Annotated in this window: 17 protein-coding genes, 1 other RNA gene and 1 pseudogene; 11 read left to right on the forward strand and 8 right to left on the reverse strand. The window is 69.6% G+C overall.

Annotated elements, in window-relative coordinates; genetic code table 11:
* Positions 1 to 33 precede the first annotated feature (33 nt).
* Entirely contained in the window at positions 34 to 705 is a 672-nt protein-coding gene (locus ACFTQE_RS03025; protein WP_376923660.1) for a helix-turn-helix transcriptional regulator, read from the reverse strand.
* A 137-nt stretch (positions 706 to 842) separates the two neighbouring features.
* On the opposite strand from ACFTQE_RS03025, the gene ACFTQE_RS03030 reads away from it, so the two are divergent.
* The 6 genes and pseudogenes from ACFTQE_RS03030 to rnpB all read left to right on the forward strand — a co-directional run bounded on the left by ACFTQE_RS03030 (position 843) and on the right by rnpB (position 5,976).
* Positions 843 to 2,072, forward strand: a complete 1,230-nt coding sequence (locus ACFTQE_RS03030) for an NAD(P)/FAD-dependent oxidoreductase (RefSeq protein WP_376923661.1) — start codon at positions 843 to 845, stop codon at positions 2,070 to 2,072.
* Positions 2,069 to 3,205 carry a transaldolase gene (gene tal / locus ACFTQE_RS03035; RefSeq protein ID WP_376923662.1) on the forward strand — a complete coding sequence of 379 codons (1,137 nt, stop codon included), beginning with the start codon at positions 2,069 to 2,071 and terminating at the stop codon, positions 3,203 to 3,205. Before ACFTQE_RS03030 ends, tal begins: the two co-directional genes overlap by 4 nt.
* Before the next feature lie 33 nt (positions 3,206 to 3,238).
* A pseudogene (ribA, locus tag ACFTQE_RS03040) lies at positions 3,239 to 3,850 on the forward strand (GTP cyclohydrolase II); the annotation flags it as partial.
* A 58-nt stretch (positions 3,851 to 3,908) separates the two neighbouring features.
* A complete protein-coding gene (locus ACFTQE_RS03045) occupies positions 3,909 to 4,727 on the forward strand; it encodes a Nif3-like dinuclear metal center hexameric protein (protein WP_376923663.1) in 819 nt (272 codons plus the stop codon).
* 57 nt (positions 4,728 to 4,784) lie between these two features.
* The gene (locus ACFTQE_RS03050; RefSeq protein WP_376923664.1) at positions 4,785 to 5,522 is read left to right on the forward strand and encodes a zinc ribbon domain-containing protein; all 738 of its coding nucleotides are present in this window, start codon (positions 4,785 to 4,787) and stop codon (positions 5,520 to 5,522) included.
* 76 nt (positions 5,523 to 5,598) lie between these two features.
* Positions 5,599 to 5,976: RNase P RNA component class A (gene rnpB, locus ACFTQE_RS03055), an RNA gene on the forward strand.
* A gap of 23 nt (positions 5,977 to 5,999) precedes the next feature.
* Here the strand turns inward: rnpB and ACFTQE_RS03060 are convergent.
* The gene (locus ACFTQE_RS03060; RefSeq protein ID WP_376923665.1) at positions 6,000 to 6,899 is read right to left on the reverse strand and encodes a patatin-like phospholipase family protein; all 900 of its coding nucleotides are present in this window, start codon (positions 6,897 to 6,899) and stop codon (positions 6,000 to 6,002) included.
* A 236-nt stretch (positions 6,900 to 7,135) separates the two neighbouring features.
* Between ACFTQE_RS03060 and ACFTQE_RS03065 the strand changes: the two genes are divergently transcribed.
* On the forward strand, positions 7,136 to 7,840 hold the full coding sequence (locus ACFTQE_RS03065) for a VOC family protein (protein WP_376923666.1): 705 nt from the start codon (positions 7,136 to 7,138) through the stop codon (positions 7,838 to 7,840).
* A gap of 16 nt (positions 7,841 to 7,856) precedes the next feature.
* On the opposite strand, the gene ppgK is transcribed toward ACFTQE_RS03065, so the two are convergent.
* Positions 7,857 to 8,609 (reverse strand): polyphosphate--glucose phosphotransferase, encoded by a 753-nt coding sequence (gene ppgK / locus ACFTQE_RS03070; RefSeq protein ID WP_376923667.1) that lies wholly within the window; start codon positions 8,607 to 8,609, stop codon positions 7,857 to 7,859.
* Between the two features lie 35 nt (positions 8,610 to 8,644).
* Entirely contained in the window at positions 8,645 to 9,511 is an 867-nt protein-coding gene (gene map, locus ACFTQE_RS03075; protein ID WP_376923668.1) for a type I methionyl aminopeptidase, read from the reverse strand.
* 11 nt (positions 9,512 to 9,522) lie between these two features.
* Here map and ACFTQE_RS03080 point away from each other — a divergent pair, with 11 nt between their 5' ends.
* A complete protein-coding gene (locus ACFTQE_RS03080) occupies positions 9,523 to 9,708 on the forward strand; it encodes an SPOR domain-containing protein (RefSeq protein WP_056008634.1) in 186 nt (61 codons plus the stop codon).
* Positions 9,709 to 9,732: 24 nt separating this feature from the next.
* Here the strand turns inward: ACFTQE_RS03080 and panB are convergent, their stop codons facing one another.
* Positions 9,733 to 10,617 carry a 3-methyl-2-oxobutanoate hydroxymethyltransferase gene (gene panB / locus ACFTQE_RS03085; protein ID WP_376923669.1) on the reverse strand — a complete coding sequence of 295 codons (885 nt, stop codon included), beginning with the start codon at positions 10,615 to 10,617 and terminating at the stop codon, positions 9,733 to 9,735.
* A gap of 99 nt (positions 10,618 to 10,716) precedes the next feature.
* On the opposite strand from panB, the gene ACFTQE_RS03090 reads away from it, so the two are divergent.
* Together ACFTQE_RS03090 and ACFTQE_RS03095 are read left to right on the forward strand one after the other, a co-directional pair.
* Positions 10,717 to 12,072, forward strand: a complete 1,356-nt coding sequence (locus tag ACFTQE_RS03090) for a glutamine synthetase family protein (protein ID WP_375832809.1) — start codon at positions 10,717 to 10,719, stop codon at positions 12,070 to 12,072.
* 7 nt (positions 12,073 to 12,079) lie between these two features.
* Positions 12,080 to 15,097: a bifunctional [glutamine synthetase] adenylyltransferase/[glutamine synthetase]-adenylyl-L-tyrosine phosphorylase gene (locus ACFTQE_RS03095; RefSeq protein ID WP_376923670.1), complete on the forward strand. Its 3,018-nt coding sequence runs from the start codon at positions 12,080 to 12,082 to the stop codon at positions 15,095 to 15,097.
* 177 nt (positions 15,098 to 15,274) lie between these two features.
* On the opposite strand, the gene glnA is transcribed toward ACFTQE_RS03095, so the two are convergent.
* Positions 15,275 to 16,699 (reverse strand): type I glutamate--ammonia ligase, encoded by a 1,425-nt coding sequence (gene glnA, locus ACFTQE_RS03100; RefSeq protein WP_375832813.1) that lies wholly within the window; start codon positions 16,697 to 16,699, stop codon positions 15,275 to 15,277.
* A gap of 137 nt (positions 16,700 to 16,836) precedes the next feature.
* Between glnA and ACFTQE_RS03105 the strand changes: the two genes are divergently transcribed.
* On the forward strand, positions 16,837 to 17,271 hold the full coding sequence (locus tag ACFTQE_RS03105; protein ID WP_376923671.1) for an RDD family protein: 435 nt from the start codon (positions 16,837 to 16,839) through the stop codon (positions 17,269 to 17,271).
* A gap of 12 nt (positions 17,272 to 17,283) precedes the next feature.
* On the opposite strand, the gene ACFTQE_RS03110 is transcribed toward ACFTQE_RS03105, so the two are convergent.
* Both ACFTQE_RS03110 and ACFTQE_RS03115 read right to left on the reverse strand, forming a co-directional pair.
* The gene (locus ACFTQE_RS03110; protein WP_376923672.1) at positions 17,284 to 17,862 is read right to left on the reverse strand and encodes a YdcF family protein; all 579 of its coding nucleotides are present in this window, start codon (positions 17,860 to 17,862) and stop codon (positions 17,284 to 17,286) included.
* A 115-nt stretch (positions 17,863 to 17,977) separates the two neighbouring features.
* Positions 17,978 to 18,691, reverse strand: a complete 714-nt coding sequence (locus ACFTQE_RS03115; RefSeq protein ID WP_375832819.1) for a DUF4191 domain-containing protein — start codon at positions 18,689 to 18,691, stop codon at positions 17,978 to 17,980.
* Between the last annotated feature and the right edge of the window lie 133 nt (positions 18,692 to 18,824).

An 18,824-nucleotide genomic window follows, 5' to 3' on the forward strand; every position in this document is an offset into this window, starting at 1 on the left:
CCACGCTAGCCCGCCTGCCGCCGCTTCGGCGAGCTACATCTGCTGTCGTGCCGCCAGGCGCACGCAACAGTAGCCGTCGCGAGGTTCGAGCACTGCCGAGCACCGGCGATCGTCGAGCCCCTCGACGGCGCCGCGCAACAGGGCCGCGTTCGCCCCGCAGATCGTCGCGGTGTGGTTCGTCGCCACTCGGTGGAACGGGCAGTTCGTCAGCAGCAATCCATCGGCGCCGTCGTCGACGGGCGCGTAGCCGAGCCGCTCCAGCACTTCGTCCATCGAATCCGAGGCGGCGCCGAGCGCGCGACCGAGACTGGCCGACACCCGCTCGAGCGTCGGACGGATGGGCGCACCGGTGCGATCGGATTCCTCGACCGCTCGACTCAGGAGTTCTGCAGCGAGGTCGTAGTGACGCTCGGGCACGGAGACGGCGATCTCGCCCGGGACGGCGCTGTAGAGCTTCGCGGGGCGACCGGCCCCCGGCCCCGACCGTCCGTTGCGTCGCTGGAACTCCGCGACGAGCAGCCCCGCCTCCACGAGGCGGTCGAGATGGAAGGCCGCGGTTCCGCGGGCCATGCCGAGTGCGCCGGCGGCGTCATCTCGACCGACGGGGTCGGGATGCCGCGCAACGAACTCGAACAGGGCGCGTCGTTGCGGGTCCGCGATCGAGGCGACGGCAGCGAGGTCGTCCTGGCGTGCTGAGTCGTCCATGCGTGTCAGCTTAACTCTAAAACGGTGGGTCTTGATGAAAGAGAATCATCTAAAACAAGAATCGTTGACTTAAGAATTCCGCCCTCGTACAGTCGAGAACGAGAGGTGCGATCGCGTCGCATCGGAGGCGGGTGGTCGTGAGCAGCGCATCGAACTTCGTGATCGTCGGAGCGGGCCTCGCCGGCGCCTCTGCGGCCAGGACGCTCCGTGAAGAGGGCTTCGACGGGGGCGTCCGGCTGATCGGCGCCGAGACGCACCACCCGTACATCCGGCCTCCGCTGTCGAAGGAGTACCTCGCGGGCACCGCCGAGCGGGACTCGGTGTTCGTCGAACCGTCGGGCTGGTACCGCGAGCACGACATCGACCTCCGCCTCGGCACCGTGGTCACGGCGCTCGACCCGAGCGCCCAGCGCGTCGACCTCGACTCGGGGGACTCGATCGCGTACGACGCCGTGCTGCTCGCGACGGGCTCGACCGCGCGGCGTCTGACGATCCCGGGCGCCGAGCTGCACGGCGTGCGGACCCTCCGCACCCTCGACGACTCCGAAGCGCTGCACGCCGAACTCGAGGGCGGGGGCCGACGAGTCGTGCTGATCGGCTCGGGCTGGATCGGCATGGAGGTCGCCGCCACGGCGCGCACGCTCGGCAATGAGGTGACGATCCTCGAGCGCGACCCGGTGCCGCTCGCGAACGCGCTCGGCGACGAGCTCGGCGGCATGTTCGCCGAACTGCACGTCGAGCACGGCGTCGAACTGCGCACCTCGGTCGTCGTGACCGAGATCACCGGCGAGGGCGGCCGCGCAACCGGCGTTCGACTCGACGATGGCGAGCTCTTCGCCGCCGATCTCGTACTGGTCGGCGTCGGCGCGGTCCCGAACCTCGACCTGGCCCGCGGTGCCGGCGCCGCGATCGGTTCGGGGGTGCTCACCGATGCCGCGCTCCGTACCGACCTGGCGAACGTGTGGGCCGCGGGCGACATCGCCGAGGCGTACCATCCGCTCGCGGGCATGCGGTTGCGCAGCGAGCACTGGGCGAACGCGCTGCACGGCGGCGCGGCAGCGGCCCGCTCGATGCTCGGCCAGCTCGAGTCCTACGACGACATCCCGTACTTCTACACCGATCAGTACGACCTCGGAATGGAGTACTCGGGCTTCGGCCCGCTCACCCGCGATGCCGAGATCGTCTACCGCGGCGACCGGGACGGCCGGGAGTTCATCGCGTTCTGGGTCGCCGACGGCCGAGTCGTCGCCGGAATGAACGTGAACGTCTGGGATGTGAACGAGGCGGTGCAGGGTGTCATCAGGCGAGGCCATCGTGTCGATCCGTTGCGCCTCGCCGATGCGGGCATCCCACTGGAGGAGCTGTGAACGCCAACGGCACGCCGACGACGCCGACCGAGGCGCTCGCGAACGCCGGCGTCAGCATCTGGCTCGACGACCTGTCGAGGCAGCGCATCCTCAGCGGCGACCTGCAGCGCCTCATCGCGGAGCGCAACGTCGTCGGCGTCACCACCAACCCGACGATCTTCGCTGCTGCGGTGGGCGGAAGCGATGCCTACGACGAGCAGATCAGCGCCCTCGCCGGCGAGAACATCTCGGCGCACGACGTCGTCTTCGCACTCACCACGGAGGACGTCGCCGGCGCGGCCGACATCCTGCGACCCGTCTTCGACGCCACGGACGGCGTCGACGGCTGGGTCTCGATCGAGGTCGGGGCCGATGCGGCGCACGACGCCCGGGCGACGCTCGTCGAGGCGCGATCGCTCGCCGAGCACATCGATCGCCCGAACGTGTTCGTGAAGATCCCCGCGACCGTCGAGGGGGTGACGGCCATCACCGCGGCGATCGCGATCGGAATCAGTGTCAACGTCACGCTGATCTTCGGACTCGACCGGTATCGCGCGGTGATCGACGCGTACCTCACGGGGCTCGAACGGGCCCACGAGGCGGGCATCGACCTCCGAGGCATCCGCTCGGTTGCGTCGTTCTTCGTCTCGCGCGTCGACACCGAGGTCGACCGCCGGCTCGATGCGATCGGGTCGAGCGACGCTCGAGCACTCAGGAGCCGCGCCGGCATCGCCAATGCCCGACTCGCCTACGAGATGTTCACCCGGGAGTTCGCCGGCGACCGGGCGCGGCGCCTCGCGGCGCTCGGCGCGAACGTGCAGCGGCCGCTCTGGGCGTCGACCGGGGTGAAGGACCCGTCGCTGCGCGACACGATGTACGTCGAGGAGCTCGTCGCGCCCGACGTCGTCAACACGATGCCCGAGAAGACGCTCGACGCCGTCTTCGACCACGGCCGAATCCGCGGCGACACGATCAGGGGGAGCGCCGACGATTCCTTCAGCGTGCTCGCCTCCCTTGCGAGGCTCGGCATCTCCTACGACGTCGTCACCGCGACGCTCGAGCGAGAGGGCGTCGCCAAGTTCCGGGAATCCGGAGTCCGACTCGTCTCGACCGTCGCGGCGGCGCTCGAGACCGCACGAAACGAAAGGCGATGACGGATGCTGCACCTGTCCGAGTCCACCCGTGAAGCATCCGCGAGCGCGATCGCGGAGCGCGTCGCCTTCGAGGTGGAGACCGAGATCCCGACCGCGCACGGGTCGTTCCGGTTCCGTGCGTATCGCGATCGGGTGACGGGCGACGAGCACCTCGCGATCGTCTCGCTCGCGCCGGTGACGCAGGGCGCCCTCGTGCGCGTGCACTCCGAGTGCCTGACGGGCGAGGTGTTCTCCTCCGAGAAGTGCGAGTGCGGCCCGCAGCTCGACGCTGCGCTCGAGCAGATCGCCGGCGGCGGAGTCGTCGTGTACCTTCGCGGCCACGAAGGGCGGGGCATCGGCCTCGTCGCCAAGCTCAAGGCCTATCGCCTGCAGCAGTCGGGGCTCGACACGCTCGACGCGAACCTCGCGCTCGGCCTGCCCGCCGACGATCGCGAGTACGTCGCCGCCGCCGCGATCCTCAGTGACCTCGGCCTGCATTCGGTGCGGCTGCTCACGAACAACCCCGACAAGATCACCCAGCTGACCCGTCACGGCATCGATGTCGTCGAGCGGGTGCCGCTCGTGACCGGTGCGGTTCCGGCGAACCTGGACTACCTGCGCGCCAAGCGCGATCGCATGGGGCACCTGCTGCCCGCCGACACCTGATCGACGCGGGTGCGGCGTCGAGCCCGCTCGCCCCGCGCTCCGAAGGTAGGCTGAGCGGGTGACCGCCACCCTCGCCGACCTCCTGACGACGATCGAACGTCTCTGGCCGATCGCGGGCGCGGAGGCGTGGGATTCGTCCGGACTCGTGTCCGGCGATCCGGCAGCGCCGGTGCGGCGAGTGCTCCTCACGGTCGACGCCGTCGCAGAGACCGTCGACGAGGCGATCGCCGACGACGCCGATCTCGTCATCGCCCATCACCCCCTGCTGCTGCGCGGGGTCACCTCGGTCGCCGAAGACCGCTACAAGGGCTCCCTCATCGCGCGATTGATCCGTGCCGAGTGCGCGCTCGTCACCGCGCACACGAATGCGGATGTCGTCGCTGACGGCACCTCGGCGGTCCTCGCCGATCGGCTCGGGCTCGTCGAGACGACGCCCATCCAGCCGTCGGTCGATCCGTCACTCGGGCTCGGCCGTGTCGGTCGCCTGCCCGAGCCCACGACCGTCGGCCGCCTCGCCCGGGCGCTCGCAGACATCCTCCCGGCGACGGCGACCGGCGTTCGCGTCGCCGGCGGCTTCGACGACCCCGTCGAGACCGTCGCGGTCTGCGGCGGTGCCGGGGATTCGCTGCTCGGCGACGCCGCCGTGCGCGGCGCGGATGCGTACATCACAGCCGACCTCCGCCACCACCCTGCGTCCGAGGCACGCGAGCAAGCGAAGCTCACGGGCGGCCCGGCTTTGCTCGACGTCTCGCACTGGGCGAGCGAATGGTTGTGGCTCGACGTCGCTGCCGCGCAGTTGCGTGCCGCCCATCCCGAGCTCACCGTCATCGTCTCCGAGCTCCGCACCGATCCCTGGGATTTCCAGATCGTGCAGTGAACTGCGACCCCCCGACCACCGTCCTCACCGACGACCCGATCCCACGAGGAGCACCACGTGAAGGCCAGCCCCGCTGAACAGGAACAACTGCTGCGGCTCCAGTCGCTCGACACCCGGCTCGCGCAGCTCGCGCACAAGCTCGGCTCGCTGCCGCAGGCCGGGCCACTGGCAGAATTCGCGGCCCGCGACCAGGCCGTGCGCGGCACGCGCGCCGAAGCGCTCGGCACGCTCGAAGACGCCCGCGTCGAGCTCAAGCGCCTCGAGTCCGATGTCGCGGTCGTCGAAGCGCGCATCGCGCGCGACAGCGAGCGACTGCAGCACACCTCATCGGTCAAGGATGTCTCGGCGCTCGAGGCCGAGCTCGTCTCGCTCCGGCGTCGCTTGAACGACCTCGAGGAGCAGGAGCTCGTCGTCATGGAGCGCGTCGAGGAGGCCGACGTGGCCGTCTCGAGCATTGACCTGCAGCGCGAGGCGATCGTCACCGAGGTGGCAGCGCTCGAGGCGGAGCGAGACGAGGCTGCTGGCGGCCTCGGGGTCCAGCGCGAGCAGACCGAACGTGATCGCGCCGTCGTCGCGGAGGGCGTCGCCGAGCCGCTACTCGAGTTCTACGAGCAGCGACGCGTGCGCGGCGGGGGAGTCGGAGCGGCCCTGCTGCGAGCACGCACCTGCGGTGGCTGCGGCATCACGCTCACCGGGTCCGACCTCGAGTCGGTGCGTCGCGCGGCGCCCGACGAGGTCGTCCTGTGTCCCGAGTGCGACCGGATCCTGGTGCGCACCGAAGAGTCGGGTCTCTGAGCCGACGACCCGCGGTCAGGGTTCGGATGCCGCGGCGAACCGGGCCGGGTCGCCGACGGTAGACTCGAACCGCGAGTGGGTCGGCAAGACGGTCGCGTCGCACGGTTTCGGCCGTGCGCCGAGGAACGTCCGGGCTCCACAGGGCAGGACGGTGGGTAACTCCCACCCGGGGCAACCCGCGAGACAGTGCCACAGAAAGCAGACCGCCCGGTGCGCAAGCGCCGGGTAAGGGTGAAACGGTGGGGTAAGAGCCCACCAGCGGCCGCGGTGACGCGGTCGGCTCGGTAAACCTCGTCCGGAGCAAGGTCAGACAGGGAACGATGGGGCTGCCCGTCCCGTTCCCGGGTAGACCGCTGGAGGGCTGCGGCAACGTAGTCCCGAGAGAGATGGCCGTCCAGCCGGTGTCGCGAAAGCGCCCGGTGAACAGAACCCGGCGTATCAGCCGGCCCATTCGCACCTTCCGCCCCTCCCGCAGCGTCAGCACCAGAACTCGGCGAATCGCTCGGCGAGGGCTCGGCCCTGGTCGTAGCCTCCCTGTGCTGCAGGCCGACGCGTCGACGGGTCCAGCGCGTTGGCGTTGAACACGTCTCCCGCACCGGCGTCCGGGAACACGGCCTCGACCATGCTGCCCCCTGCGCGCAATTCCTCGACCTGCGTGGCGAGATCCATGCCCCATGCGAGCGGGGTGCGCGAGCGGCCGCCGAACGGTTCCAGCACTGCCACGCGCCCGTGTCCGGCCGCAAGGTCGGCGTTCGAGCTGCGTCGATAGCCGCCGTTGAGGTACCGCTTCGCACCGATGCGGTAGGGGATCATCGCCGAGGTGCTGGCCGCAACGGCGTCGACCAGGCCGACTCCGCTGCGGCGGTCGAACACGACCGGCTCCCCGGTGCGGGCATCGACGGAAGGAATGAGCACGGACTGCGCCGGCCAGTCATGGTTGGGGAGCCGGGCCGCGACGATGTCGTGCCAGCGGGCGGCATCGACGCCGTCGGAGGTGTCCAGTTCGAGCGCCGCTGCGCCCATCCGGCGGCGCATGTCGGACGCATCCGCAGCGGCATCGATGATCCGGTCGGACCATTCCATGTAGTTCGGCCCCGAGAAGGTCGGGCCGCGTCTCCGCCCGGTCTCGCCGGCAACGGCCTGCGGCCGAGGCGGCTCGGCGAGGATGGCGGCGTAGAGGTCGGCCGGCCGCGTGCCGCTCGTGATCTGAGCGGCCACGGTCGATCCTGCCGACGTGCCGATGATGAGATCGGCCTCGGTGAGATCGACACCGCCGTCGCACAGCCCTGCGATGAGACCGAGCTGCCAGGCGTTGCCCGCTGCCCCGGCGCCGGCGAGCACCAGGGCTCGCGTGTTCGAGTTGTTCGTCGTGTTCATGGGAGTCGCCTTTCGCGATTGCGTGTGCGGCGCTCCCGTTGCGACTACGTGAGTCGCGCGATCGCGGACTGCGGGGGAGCACCCATTGCGGATACTGCGTTCATGGGTCTCACCTCCAACTGGTCGATCACGATCACCGGCACGTTAGCACGCTCGGCGGCGATCCGTTCGAAATGCGATCGAGGGCGAGGAATCCCTGGTGCCGCCGCGGCCGAGCAGGATTAGACTCCGCGTCCATGGACATGCTGAAGGGCGATCAGATCGCCGCGGCCGACCTGACCGACTGGCGCAAGCTCGCCCAGGGACTTCATGCTCGGTACCTGGTCGACGATTTCAGCACCGGCGCGCGGTTCGTCCTCGCGGTGGGTGAGGCGGGCGACGCGTTCGACCACCACCCGCGAGTGTCGATCGGCAACGGGTTCGTCGATCTCGAGCTGGTCAGCGACGACGCCGTCTACCGCGACGGCGAGGGCAACGAATACGTCGTCGAATGGGTGACGCAGCAGGACGTCGACCTCGCGCGACGCATCGCCTCGATCGCTGCCGACCATGGGCTCGCCGCCGACCCGGCCTCGGTCAGCGAGATCGAGCTCGGCCTCGACACCGCTCGCTCGGCGACGATCGCCCCGGTGTGGGCGGCCCTCCTGACCGGGAGCGCCGAGTCCCAGGGCCGCGGGGTGCCCAGCGACGAGATCCGGGATGCCACGGGGCGGGTGCCGAACCTGTGGTTCGAGGAGGCCGACAGGCACGAGGCCCAGCAGCGGTTCCACCTCGAGGTCTACGTCGCGCCCGAGGTAGCCGAGGAACGGATCGCCGCCGCCCTCGCTGCGGGTGGAACCGTCGTCGACGACAGCGACGCGCCACGGCTCACGGTGATCGCCGACCACGACGGCAACCGGGGAGTCGTCTGCGTCGACGTGTCCGCCGCGAAGCAGGAGTGATCCGCCGACGCGCGAGCTAGTGCACCGCGAGCGACGCCGCACCGAGGATGCCCGCGTTGTTGCGGTGCGTCGCAGGCACGATCGGCGTCTTCAGGTCGAGCAGCGGCAGGAACTGCGCGTGATGCTTCGAGACGCCGCCGCCGACCACGAAGAGATCGGGCGAGAAGATGAACTCGACGTGCGCGTAGAACCGCTGCAGCCGGCTCGCCCATTCCGGCCAGTCGAGCGCCTCCCGCTCCATCGCCGAGTAGGCGGCGTTCTTCTCCGCCTCGCGGCCGTCGAGTTCGATGTGCCCGAGCTCCGTGTTCGGCACGAGCACGCCGTCGTAGAGGAACGCGGAGCCGATGCCCGTGCCGAGCGTCGTCAGGATGACGAGGCCCTCCGCACCTTGTGCGGCCCCGTAGCGGGCCTCGGCGTAGCCGGCGGCATCCGCATCGTTGATGAAGTGGATCTCGCGACCGAAGGCGTCCTCGAAGAGCTCCTCGGCGGGCAGGCCGATCCACTCCTTCGAGATGTTCGCGGCCGAGAGCGTACGACCGTGCTTGACGATCGCGGGGAAGCACAGGCCCAGCGGGAGCGCGTCGCCGAACTCGTCGGAGAAGCCGTCGAGCAGCTCAGCGGTCGCGGCCAGGATGTCGGCCGGCCGGCCGCCCTCGGGAGTCGCGACCTTGCGCCGTTCGGAGACCAGCCGCCCGGTGCCGAGGTCGACGACCGCGCCCTTGATGCCGGTGCCGCCGATGTCGATTCCGATCGCGTGCTGTGTCGCCATAGCCGCCACACTATCGCGGGGCGTTCGGGCGGCGTTCAGGGAAGGGTCAGGATCTCGGCGCCGCGTTCGGTGACGACGAGCGTGTGCTCGAACTGCGCCGTGAGCGAGCGATCACGCGTCACGATCGTCCAGTCGTCGGCCCAGACGTCCCATTCGATGCCGCCGCCGAGGGTGAGCATCGGCTCGATCGTGAAGATCATGCCCGGCTCCATCACGGTGTCGTACTCGGGAGCGTCGTAATGGGGGATGATCAGCCCCGAGTGGAACGCGCGCCCGACGCCGTGGCCCGTGTAGTCGCGCACGACGCCGTAGCCGAACCGCTTCGCATACGCCTCGATCGCCCGGCCGATCACGTTGACCTCGCGGCCGGGCGCGACCGCACGGATGCCGCGGCGCAGCGCCTCACGAGTGCGCTCGACGAGCTGCGTCGCCGCCTCGCTCGCCTCGCCGACCAGGAACGTGTGGTTGAGGTCGCCGTGGTAGCCGTCGAGGAAGGCCGTGACGTCGATGTTGACGAGGTCGCCCTCGGCGAGCACGGTGTCGTCGGGGATGCCGTGGCAGATGACCTCGTTGACCGAGGTGCACGACGACTTCGGGAAGCCGCGATAGCCGAGCGTCGACGGGTAGGCGCCATGCGCGACGACGTACTCGTGCGCGATGCGGTCGAGTTCGTCGGTCGTGACGCCGGACCGCATGGCGGCGGAGGCCGCCTCGATCGCACCGGCCGCGACACGCCCGGCCGCTCGGACGAGCTCGACCTCTTCCGGCGTGTACCGATCGCCGCCGGTGTACGGCGCCGGCGCGCGCTTGCCGACGTACTCCGGTCGCGGGATCGAGGCGGGCACCGCGCGAAGCGGCGACAGACGGCCGGGAATCAGGTGGCCTGAAGCGTCCTTGGGCATAGGATCAGCCTATGGCCGAGGATGTCGAGCACATGTTCTGGTACAACCTGAACACCGGTGAGGTGGAGCAGGGATTCGTGTCGCCGTCGGTCGATCGGGTGGGGCCCTTCGAGACCCGCGCCGAGGCCGAGCGGGCGCTCGAGATCCTGCGTGCGAACAGCGCCAAGTGGGCTGAGGAAGAGGCCGCCGAAGACTGAGCCGAGGCCGTCTTCGTCGACCCGCTACTCGTAGGAGTGCTCGGAGTTCGGGTAGACGCCCGCTTCGACGTCGGCGCGCCATTCCTTCGCGGCGGCGCTGAGGATGCCGGAGAGGTCGGCGTACTGCTTCACGAACTTCGGCACTCGGCCGATGGTGAGGCCCGCCCAGTCGGTCCAGACGAGGAGCTGCCCGTCGGTGTCGGGGCCTGCGCCGACGCTGATCGTCGGGATGTCGAGGAGTTCCGTGACCTGCCGCGCGGCATCCGCCGGCACCATCTCGAGCACGACCGCGAACGCACCGGCGTCCTGCACGGCCTTGGCATCGGCGAGGAGTCGCTTCACGCCCTCGCCGCGCCCCTGGATCACGTGGCCGCCGAGTCCGTGCTCGCTCTGCGGCGTGTAGCCGATGTGCGCCATCACCGGGATGCCGGCGGCCACGATGCGGCGGATCTGCTTGTGGCTGCGCTCACCGCCCTCGAGCTTCACGGCGTGCGCGCCGGTCTCCTTCATGAACCGAACCGCCGTGTGGAGCGCGTCTTCGGGGCCGTTCTCGTAGGACCCGAACGGCATGTCGGCGACGACGAATGCACGCTTGACCGCACCGGCGACCGCGCGAGTGAGGGGGATCAGCTCGTCGACCGTGACGGGCAGGGTCGTCTCGTAGCCGAAGACGTTGTTGCCGGCCGAGTCGCCGACGAGCAGGAAATCGATGCCGGCCTCGTCGAAGATGCGAGCCGTGAGCTGGTCGTAGCTCGTGAGCCCCGTGATCTTGATGCCGTCGCGCTTGGCGTTCTGGAAATGCCGGGTTCGCACGCGCTTCGGTCCTCCGCCGGCGGCGGCACCCCCGTAGGGGTTCTGCTCGGTGACGGCCGAGGTGTCGGATGCTGCGTTCTGGGGCTCGCCTGACATGGGGCAAGTCTGGCACACGCGACATCCGTCACCGCCTCGCGGGCGCGCGCGGGCCGGTACCGCGAGCCAGTACGCTGAGAGGTGCGAGAGAGGGTGTGGATGGATAAGCAGCGCGACTTCGTTCTTCGCACGATCGAGGAGCGAGGGGTCAAGTTCGTCAGGCTCTGGTTCACCGACGTGGTCGGAACCCTGAAGTCGGTGGCGATCGCTCCGGCCGAGGTCGAGGGGGCGTTCACCGAGGGCATCGGCTTCGACGGCTCGGCGATCGAGGGGCTCAGCCGCACCTTCGAGTCCGACCTGCTCGCCTACCCCGATCCCACGACGTTCCAGACGCTGCCGTGGCGCGGAGACATCGATCCCACCGCGCGCATGTTCTGCGACATCACGACGCCCGATGGCGAGCCCGCGGTCTCCGACCCGCGCAACGTGCTGAAGCGCACCCTCGCGCGTGCGGCCGATCGCGGCTTCACCTTCTACACGCACCCCGAGATCGAGTTCTACCTGCTGAAGTCGTCGAAGTACGGGCCGTCGGGCCCCGAGCCCGTCGACTCGGCCGGCTACTTCGACAACGTGCCGGGCGGCACCGCCCACGACTTCCGTCGCCGATCGGTGCGCATGCTCGAAGACCTCGGCATCTCGGTCGAGTTCAGCCACCACGAGGCGGGCCCCGGCCAGAACGAGATCGACCTGCGGTACGCCGACGCGCTGACCACCGCCGACAACATCATGACGTTCCGCACCGTGATCAAGGAGGTCGCGATCGAGCAGGGCGTCTACGCGACGTTCATGCCGAAGCCGTTCGCCGGGCAGCCCGGTAGCGGCATGCACACGCACATGTCGTTGTTCGAGGGCGATGCCAACGCCTTCTACGAGGCCGGCGCCCAGTACCAGCTCTCGAAGGTCGGCCGGCAGTTCATCGCCGGGCTGCTGACGCATGCTCCCGAGATCACCGCCGTCACCAACCAGTTCGTGAACTCGTACAAACGGCTGTGGGGCGGAGTCGGGCCCGACAAGCTCGCCGAGGCGCCCAGTTTCGTCTGCTGGGGGCACAACAATCGCTCCGCGCTCGTGCGTGTGCCGCTCTACAAGCCCGGCAAGGGGCAGAGCGCTCGAGTCGAGTACCGGGCGATCGACTCCGCGGCGAACCCGTACCTCGCGTTCTCGCTGCTCCTGGCAGCGGGCATGAAGGGCATCGAAGAGGGGTACGAGCTCCCGCCCGAAGCCGAAGACGACGTGTGGGCGCTGACCGATCGCGAGCGACGGGCACTCGGCTACGACCCGCTGCCCGCGAGCCTCGATCACGCGGTGCAGCTCATGGAGGAATCCGAGCTCGTCGCCGAGACGCTCGGCGAGCAGGTGTTCAACTACGTGCTCGCGAACAAGCGAGCCGAGTGGCGCGACTACCGCTCGGAGGTCACGCCGTTCGAGTTGCAGCGCAACCTCGAGATCCTCTGACGCACGGATGTCTCGTCAGGCCCCCACGCTCGGAAGAGTCGCTCGTGCGGGCTTCGTCGAACTGAGCGGCGCTTCGGTGGCGCTCGAATCGCTGTCGACGGAGACCGGCATCGAACTCGACTCGCTCCTCGACGTCTTCGCGCAGGCAGCCGACCCCGACGAGGCGCTCGCGATCGTCGCACGTCTCCACGAGCAGGCGCCGACCGAGCTCGCGGGCGTGCTCGAACATGAGAACGCGGCAGCGCGCCTGGTGCGACTCGTCGGGGCATCGCGAGGCTTCGCCGACTTCCTGCTGCGGCATCCGAGGGAACTCGCCGTCTTCGCGCAGGTGCCCGGCCCGCCGCCGAGCGTGGCCGAGGCACGCGCGTCGCTGCTCGCGGCGCTCGACGAGGTCTCGGCACCGGCTGCCGATCTGGTCGAGGCTGCAGCCAAGGCGATCCGCATCCGGTATCGACGGCTCCTCGCGGACATCGCGGTGTACGACCTCACCCGTGCCGACGCGGTCGACGTCGTCGACGTGGTCGCAGCGGGCCTGGCCGACCTGGCCGGCGCGACCCTCGACGCGGCACTCGTGGCTGCTCGTCGTGTGGTCGGTCGGGCGCCGGGGGAGCCGTCGGCGCCCGGGCGGTATCCGATCGCCGAGGTCGACGCCACGAGACTCTCGATCATCGGCATGGGCAAGGCGGGGGCCCGTGAGCTCAACTACGTGAGCGACGTCGACGTCATCTTCGTCGCCGAGTCGGACGACGACGACGTGGTCTCCACGCCGAGGGCGCTCGACATCGCGACCCGGCTCGCCATGCTGACGATGCGCATCATCGGCGAACCCGGCATCGAACCGCCGCTCTGGGAGGTCGATCCGAACCTTCGCCCCGAGGGGAAGGACGGCGCACTCGTGCGCACCCTCGAATCGCACCTGCAGTACTACGACCGCTGGGCGAAGAGCTGGGAGTTCCAGGCGCTGCTGAAGGCGCGACCGATCGCCGGCGACCTCGAGCTCGGCGGCCGGTACATCGCCGGTGTCGAGCCGAAGGTGTGGTCGAGTTCGAGCCGTGAGGGCTTCGTCGAGTCCGTGCAGGGCATGCGCGAACGGGTCACCCAGCACATCCCGGCCGACGAGGTCGACGTGCAGATCAAGCTCGGACCGGGCGGCATCCGCGACATCGAGTTCACCGTGCAGCTGCTGCAACTCGTGCACGGCGCCTCCGACGACGGCATCCACCAGCGCGGAACCCTCCCGGCGCTCGCGGCACTCGCCGAGCTCGGGTACGTGGGCCGCGAGGAGGCGGCCGAGTTCGCACGTGACTACCGGGTGCTCCGCGTGCTCGAGCACCGGGTCCAGCTCGAGCGCCTGCGCCGTACGCACCTGATGCCGCGCGACGAGCACCGGCTCCGCGTGCTCGCCCGTGCCTCCGGACTCGGCCGCACCGCCGACGAGCTCAGGGCCGTCTGGCAGAGCACGCGCCAGCGGGTGCGCGGGCTGCACGAACGCCTCTTCTACCGGCCGCTGCTGTCGGCCGTGGCGGCACTGCCGGCATCCGGTCTCGGGCTCACGAGCGCACAGGCCGAAGCCCGTCTCGCGGCCATCGGCTTCCGCGACCCCCGCGGTGCGCTCGCGCACATCGCCGCGCTCACCACCGGCGTCTCCCGGCGCGCCCAGATCCAGCGCACCCTCATGCCGGTGCTCATCTCGTGGTTCGCCGACGGCACCGACCCCGACTTCGGGCTGCTCTCCTTCCGGCGCCTCAGCGACACGCTCGGCACGACCCACTGGTACCTGCGGCTCCTCCGCGACTCCTCCGACGCGGCACTGCGATTGACCCGCTTGCTCTCGGGCTCCCGCTTCGCCGCCGAGCTGCTCGAGCGGAGCCCCGAATCGGTCGCGTGGCTCGAAGACCTCGACGAGCTACGACCTCGATCGATCGCAGCGCTCGAAGACGAGGGCAGGGCGGTGCTCCGTCGGCACGAGGAGCCCGACGTCGCGGCCAAGATCTTCCGCGCCATCCGTCGCCGCGAAGTGCTGCGACTCGCGCTCTCGGGCATTCTCGACGTCTGCACCGTCGAAGAGCTCGGCCACGCCCTCAGCGACGTCACCGAGAACCACATCGCCGCACTCGTCGCCGCGATCCGCGGCAGCGGGCCCGACGGCATCGAGTTCGCCGTGATCGGCATGGGCCGCTTCGGCGGCCGCGAGCTCGGCATCGGATCCGACGCCGATATCATCTACGTCTACCGGGCGACGGATGCCGCAGCAGACGCCGCCCATTCGCGGGCGCTGCGCATCGTGGCGGAGCTCGTGCGCCTCAGCGAAGACGCCCGCCTGCCGTTCGACCTCGACGCCGACCTGCGACCGGAGGGCCGGAACGGCGTCGTCGCCCGCTCACTCGACGCCTATCGCGCGTACTACGCGAGATGGTCGCTGACGTGGGAGGCCCAGGCGCTGCTGCGCGCCCGCGGCGTCGCCGGCGATCGTGCCCTCATCGACGAGTTCACCGAGCTCGCGGACACCGTGCGCTACCCCGAGGCGATCAGCGAGCGCGACGTGCGCGAGGTCAAGCGCATCAAAGCCCGTGTCGAGAACGAGCGGCTGCCCCAGGGCGCCGACCCGACCCGGCACCTGAAGCTCGGGCGCGGCTCGCTCTCCGACGTCGAGTGGTTCGTGCAGCTCATCCAGTTGCAGCACGCGGCGGCAGTGCCCGCGCTGCGCACGACGTCGACGCTCGACGCCCTCGCCGCGGCGGTCGAACACGGTCTCGTCGAGGCATCCGATGCCGAGACGCTGCGCGCGGCCTGGGTCTTCGCGTCACGTGCCCGCTCGGCGCTCACGCTGTGGCTCGACCGAACGACCGACGTGCTGCCGGTCGAACGCACGCAGCTCGAGGGTGTCGCCCGAATCATGGGCTACCCGCCCGGCTCGGCCACGCAGCTCGAGCAGGACTACCTGCATGTCACACGCCGAGCACGCGCCGTCTTCGATCGCGGCTTCTACGGGGTAGAGCCGCGCCGCGAGCCGTCCATCGGCTGAACGGGCGCACGTCGGGTCGATCGACCCGACGATCTCGGCGACCCGAATCGTCGTACCGCCGTGGAACGACGGATGGGCCCGCCCCGCCGAAGCGGTGCGGGCCCATCCAGGCCGGATCCTACGACTGCAGGGGGGATGCAGGCTCGGATCCTGGGGACTGCAGAGGGGGCTGCAGGATCAGACGCCGTAGTAGAGCTCGAACTCGAACGGGTGGGGACGCTGAGCCAGCGGCTTCAGCTCCTTCTCGCGCTTGTAGTCGATCCAGGTCTCGATGAGCTCCTTGGTGAACACGCCGCCTTCGAGGAGGAAGTCGTGGTCGGCCTCGAGCGCGTCGAGCGCTGCGTCGAGCGAACCCGGCAGCTGCGGGATGGCCTTGGCCTCCTCGGGCGGGAGCTCGTAGAGGTCCTTGTCGACGGGCTCGTGGGGCTCGATGCGGTTCTTGATGCCGTCGAGGCCGGCCATGAGCTGTGCGGCGAAGGCGAGGTACGGGTTGCTCGCGCCGTCGGGCACGCGGAACTCGATGCGCTTGGCCTTCGGGTTGGTTCCGGTGATCGGGATGCGGATGCACGCCGAGCGGTTGCCGGCCGAGTACACGAGGTTGACGGGAGCCTCGAAGCCGGGAACGAGGCGGCGGAAGGAGTTGACGCTCGGGTTGGTGAAGGCGAGCACGGCCGGAGCGTGCTTCAGCAGGCCGCCGATGTACCAGCGTGCGAGGTCGGAGAGTCCGCCGTAGCCCGCCTCGTCGTAGAACAGCGGCTTGCCGTCGTTCCAGAGCGACTGGTGGGTGTGCATGCCCGAGCCGTTGTCGCCGAAGAGCGGCTTCGGCATGAACGTCGCCGTCTTGCCCCACTGATCGGCGGTGTTCTTCACGATGTACTTGAACTTCAGGATGTCGTCGGCCGCGTGCACCATGGTGTCGAAGCGGTAGTTGATCTCCTGCTGTCCGCCGGTGCCCACCTCGTGGTGCGAGCGCTCGAGCTGGAAGCCCGCCTCGATGAGCTTGAGCGAGATGTCGTCGCGCAGGTCCGCCGTCTTGTCGACCGGGCTGACGGGGAAGTAGCCGCCCTTGAACGGGGTCTTGTTGGCGAGGTTGCCGCCCTCCTCCTTGCGGCCGCTGTTCCAGGCGCCCTCTTCGGAGTCGACCGAGTAGAAGCTCGAGTGCTGGTTCACCTCGTACCGCACGTCGTCGAAGATGTAGAACTCGGCCTCGGGGGCGAAGTACGCGGTGTCGGCGATGCCGGTCGACGCGAGGTACTTCTCGGCCTTCTTGGCGACCTGGCGCGGGTCCTTCGAGTAGATCTCGCCGTTGCGCGGGTTGTAGATGTCGAAGACCATGACGAGCGTGCGCTCGGCGCGGAACTGGTCGACGTACGCGGTCGTCACGTCGGGGATGAGCTGCATGTCGGACTCGTGGATGTTCGCGAAGCCGCGGATCGAGGAGCCGTCGAACAGCTGGCCGACGGTGAAGAACTCTTCATCGACAGTGGAGGCCGGGATGTTGAAGTGCTGCTGCACGCCCGGAAGATCGGTGAAGCGGATGTCGAGGAACTTGACATCCGTCTCCTTGATGAACTTGAGAACTTCGGACGAATCGCTGAACATGTTTGCGCAGTCTCCAAGAGGACTAGAACCGGACGGACTTTCACAGCCGGTAGTGACGCTAGCCGGGCGCCGTTTCCCTGCCATGACCGGAATGTTTCGGCCATGTTACGCCCAGCGCCACTCGATAGACTCATTCGGTGCCTGACGCGAAACCCCAGACCTTCGGAGACCTCGACCCGAGCCGGTGGCCGGGGGAGCGTCTCGGACTGCCGAGCGAAGGGCGCGGTTCGGTCGCTCGCGCCGGTCGGCGTCTCGCCGCTCTGCTCGTCGACTGGGCGAGCGCGATGCTCATCTCGCTGCTCTTCACGCCGTACGAGTCCGTCGCCTACACCTGGGTCACGCCGCTCGTGTTCGCGGCGCTGCAGATCGTCTTCATCCCGACCATCGGCGGAAGCCTCGGGCACCGCCTGCTGGGCATGCGGGTCATTCCGCTCGAGGGCGGCTGGGTCGGACCCTGGCGCCCCGTGGTGCGTACCGCCCTCCTCCTGATCGTGGTTCCGGCGCTCGTCTGGGACTCGGACCAGCGCGGCTTCCACGACAAGGTCGCCGGCACGGTGCTCATTCGCTACTAGGCCGGGTGGGGGTCAGCTCCCGCGCAGACTCCGCAGGCCGCGAACGGCCGCGATCGGCTTCACCAGTGCGAGCTCGCCGAACCGGTGGTCGTCTGCGCGCCGGAGTCGGGAGGCGAGGTCGGGCCGGAGCTCCCACAAGTACGCGCGGGCCTTCTCGGCGTGGAGCGAGTTCGACACGATCTTGATCGAGTCCGCATCCTCGATCATGGGGATCGCGTTCCGGATGTTCTCCCAGGTGGTGACGCTCTCGCGTTCCAGCCGGATCGGGCCGGTGTAGCCGCGGCGACGGGCGTACCGCGCCATCAGCTCCGCTTCGGGAACGGAGCCGGCGACCGAGCCGCCGCACAGCACGAGCACGCTCTCGCTCATGTGCGGACTCCGGGAACGGATGCCGGCGCGCACTCGATACCGGTTCAGGGCATTGGCGCGCGCGCCACGATTCCGGTAGCCGAGCACGACGACGGCCTCGGTCGTGCCGGATGCCGCAGCATCGCCGAGTCGTCGACCGCTCGCGCGAAGATGCACGAGCTCGGCCCATCCGATGACGCCGGCGACGACCGCAGCAGGGACGATGAACCGGAGGAGACGCACCTTGCGAGGCTACAGCTCCGGCGAAGCTCACCGAGCCGGATGTATCGGTCGGATGCGGAACGAGAACGCGGCCCCCGTCATGACGGAGGCCGCGTTCGTATCGTTCAGTGCCGGGTCAGCGCATCTTGCCGCGCTGCGGCCGCGCCTTCATCGGGTCGATGCCCTTCGGGATCGGCAGCGAGGACTGCAGCGAGTTGAGTCGGTTGGACACCGCCAGCACCTCGGGCTTGGTGAGCGCCTTCTTCGTCTTGCGCAGCGTGACCGGGAGCTTGTGGAGCGCGATCGAGCCCTCGTCGTCGCCGACCGAGATCTGCGTGACCGGCACGTTCGGAAGGATGCGGGTGACCTTGCGCTGCTCGTCGTCGAGCATGCGCTTCGTGCGCGAGACGGGGCCCTCGCTGATGAGCGCGACGCCACCGCGGCCGACGGCGCGGTAGACGGCGTCCTGCGTCTTGCCGTTCACGGCGACGGGCATCTCGTTGCCCATCCAGCCGCCGCGAAGGCCGCTGCGGAGCACGGCACCCACGGCGCCGGGCTGGCCCTCGATCTGGGAGTACGCGGCGCGCTCGGCGCGACGGCCGAGGATCACGAGTGCGATGAGCAGACCCGCGAGCACGCCAGCGACGACCCAGAGGGCGATCGTGAAGCCGTTGCCCTCGCTCAGCCAGAGCGCCAGGCCAAGGCCCACGAGCACGGGGGCGAGGAAACCGAGGAGCATCAGCCACTGCGCGGTGGAATCGTAGCGGCGGGTCATCTGGAAGACCTGCCACATCTGCTTCATGCGGCCGGGCTCCTTCTGAGCCTTCGATGCGTCCTTGGTGCGTGCCATGTTCACAAGGATACCGGCGCGGAGGGCCGTGGGGGGGCCCCCCCGGGCCGCCGGGCGGCGCCGCCGGAGCCCCCGGGCCCCCCCCCCCCCCCCCCCCCCCCCCCCCCGGGGCGGTTAAAAAAAAACCACCCCC

Source organism: Agromyces sp. NPDC056965 (assembly GCF_042673425.1).
GTDB lineage: Bacteria > Actinomycetota > Actinomycetes > Actinomycetales > Microbacteriaceae > Agromyces.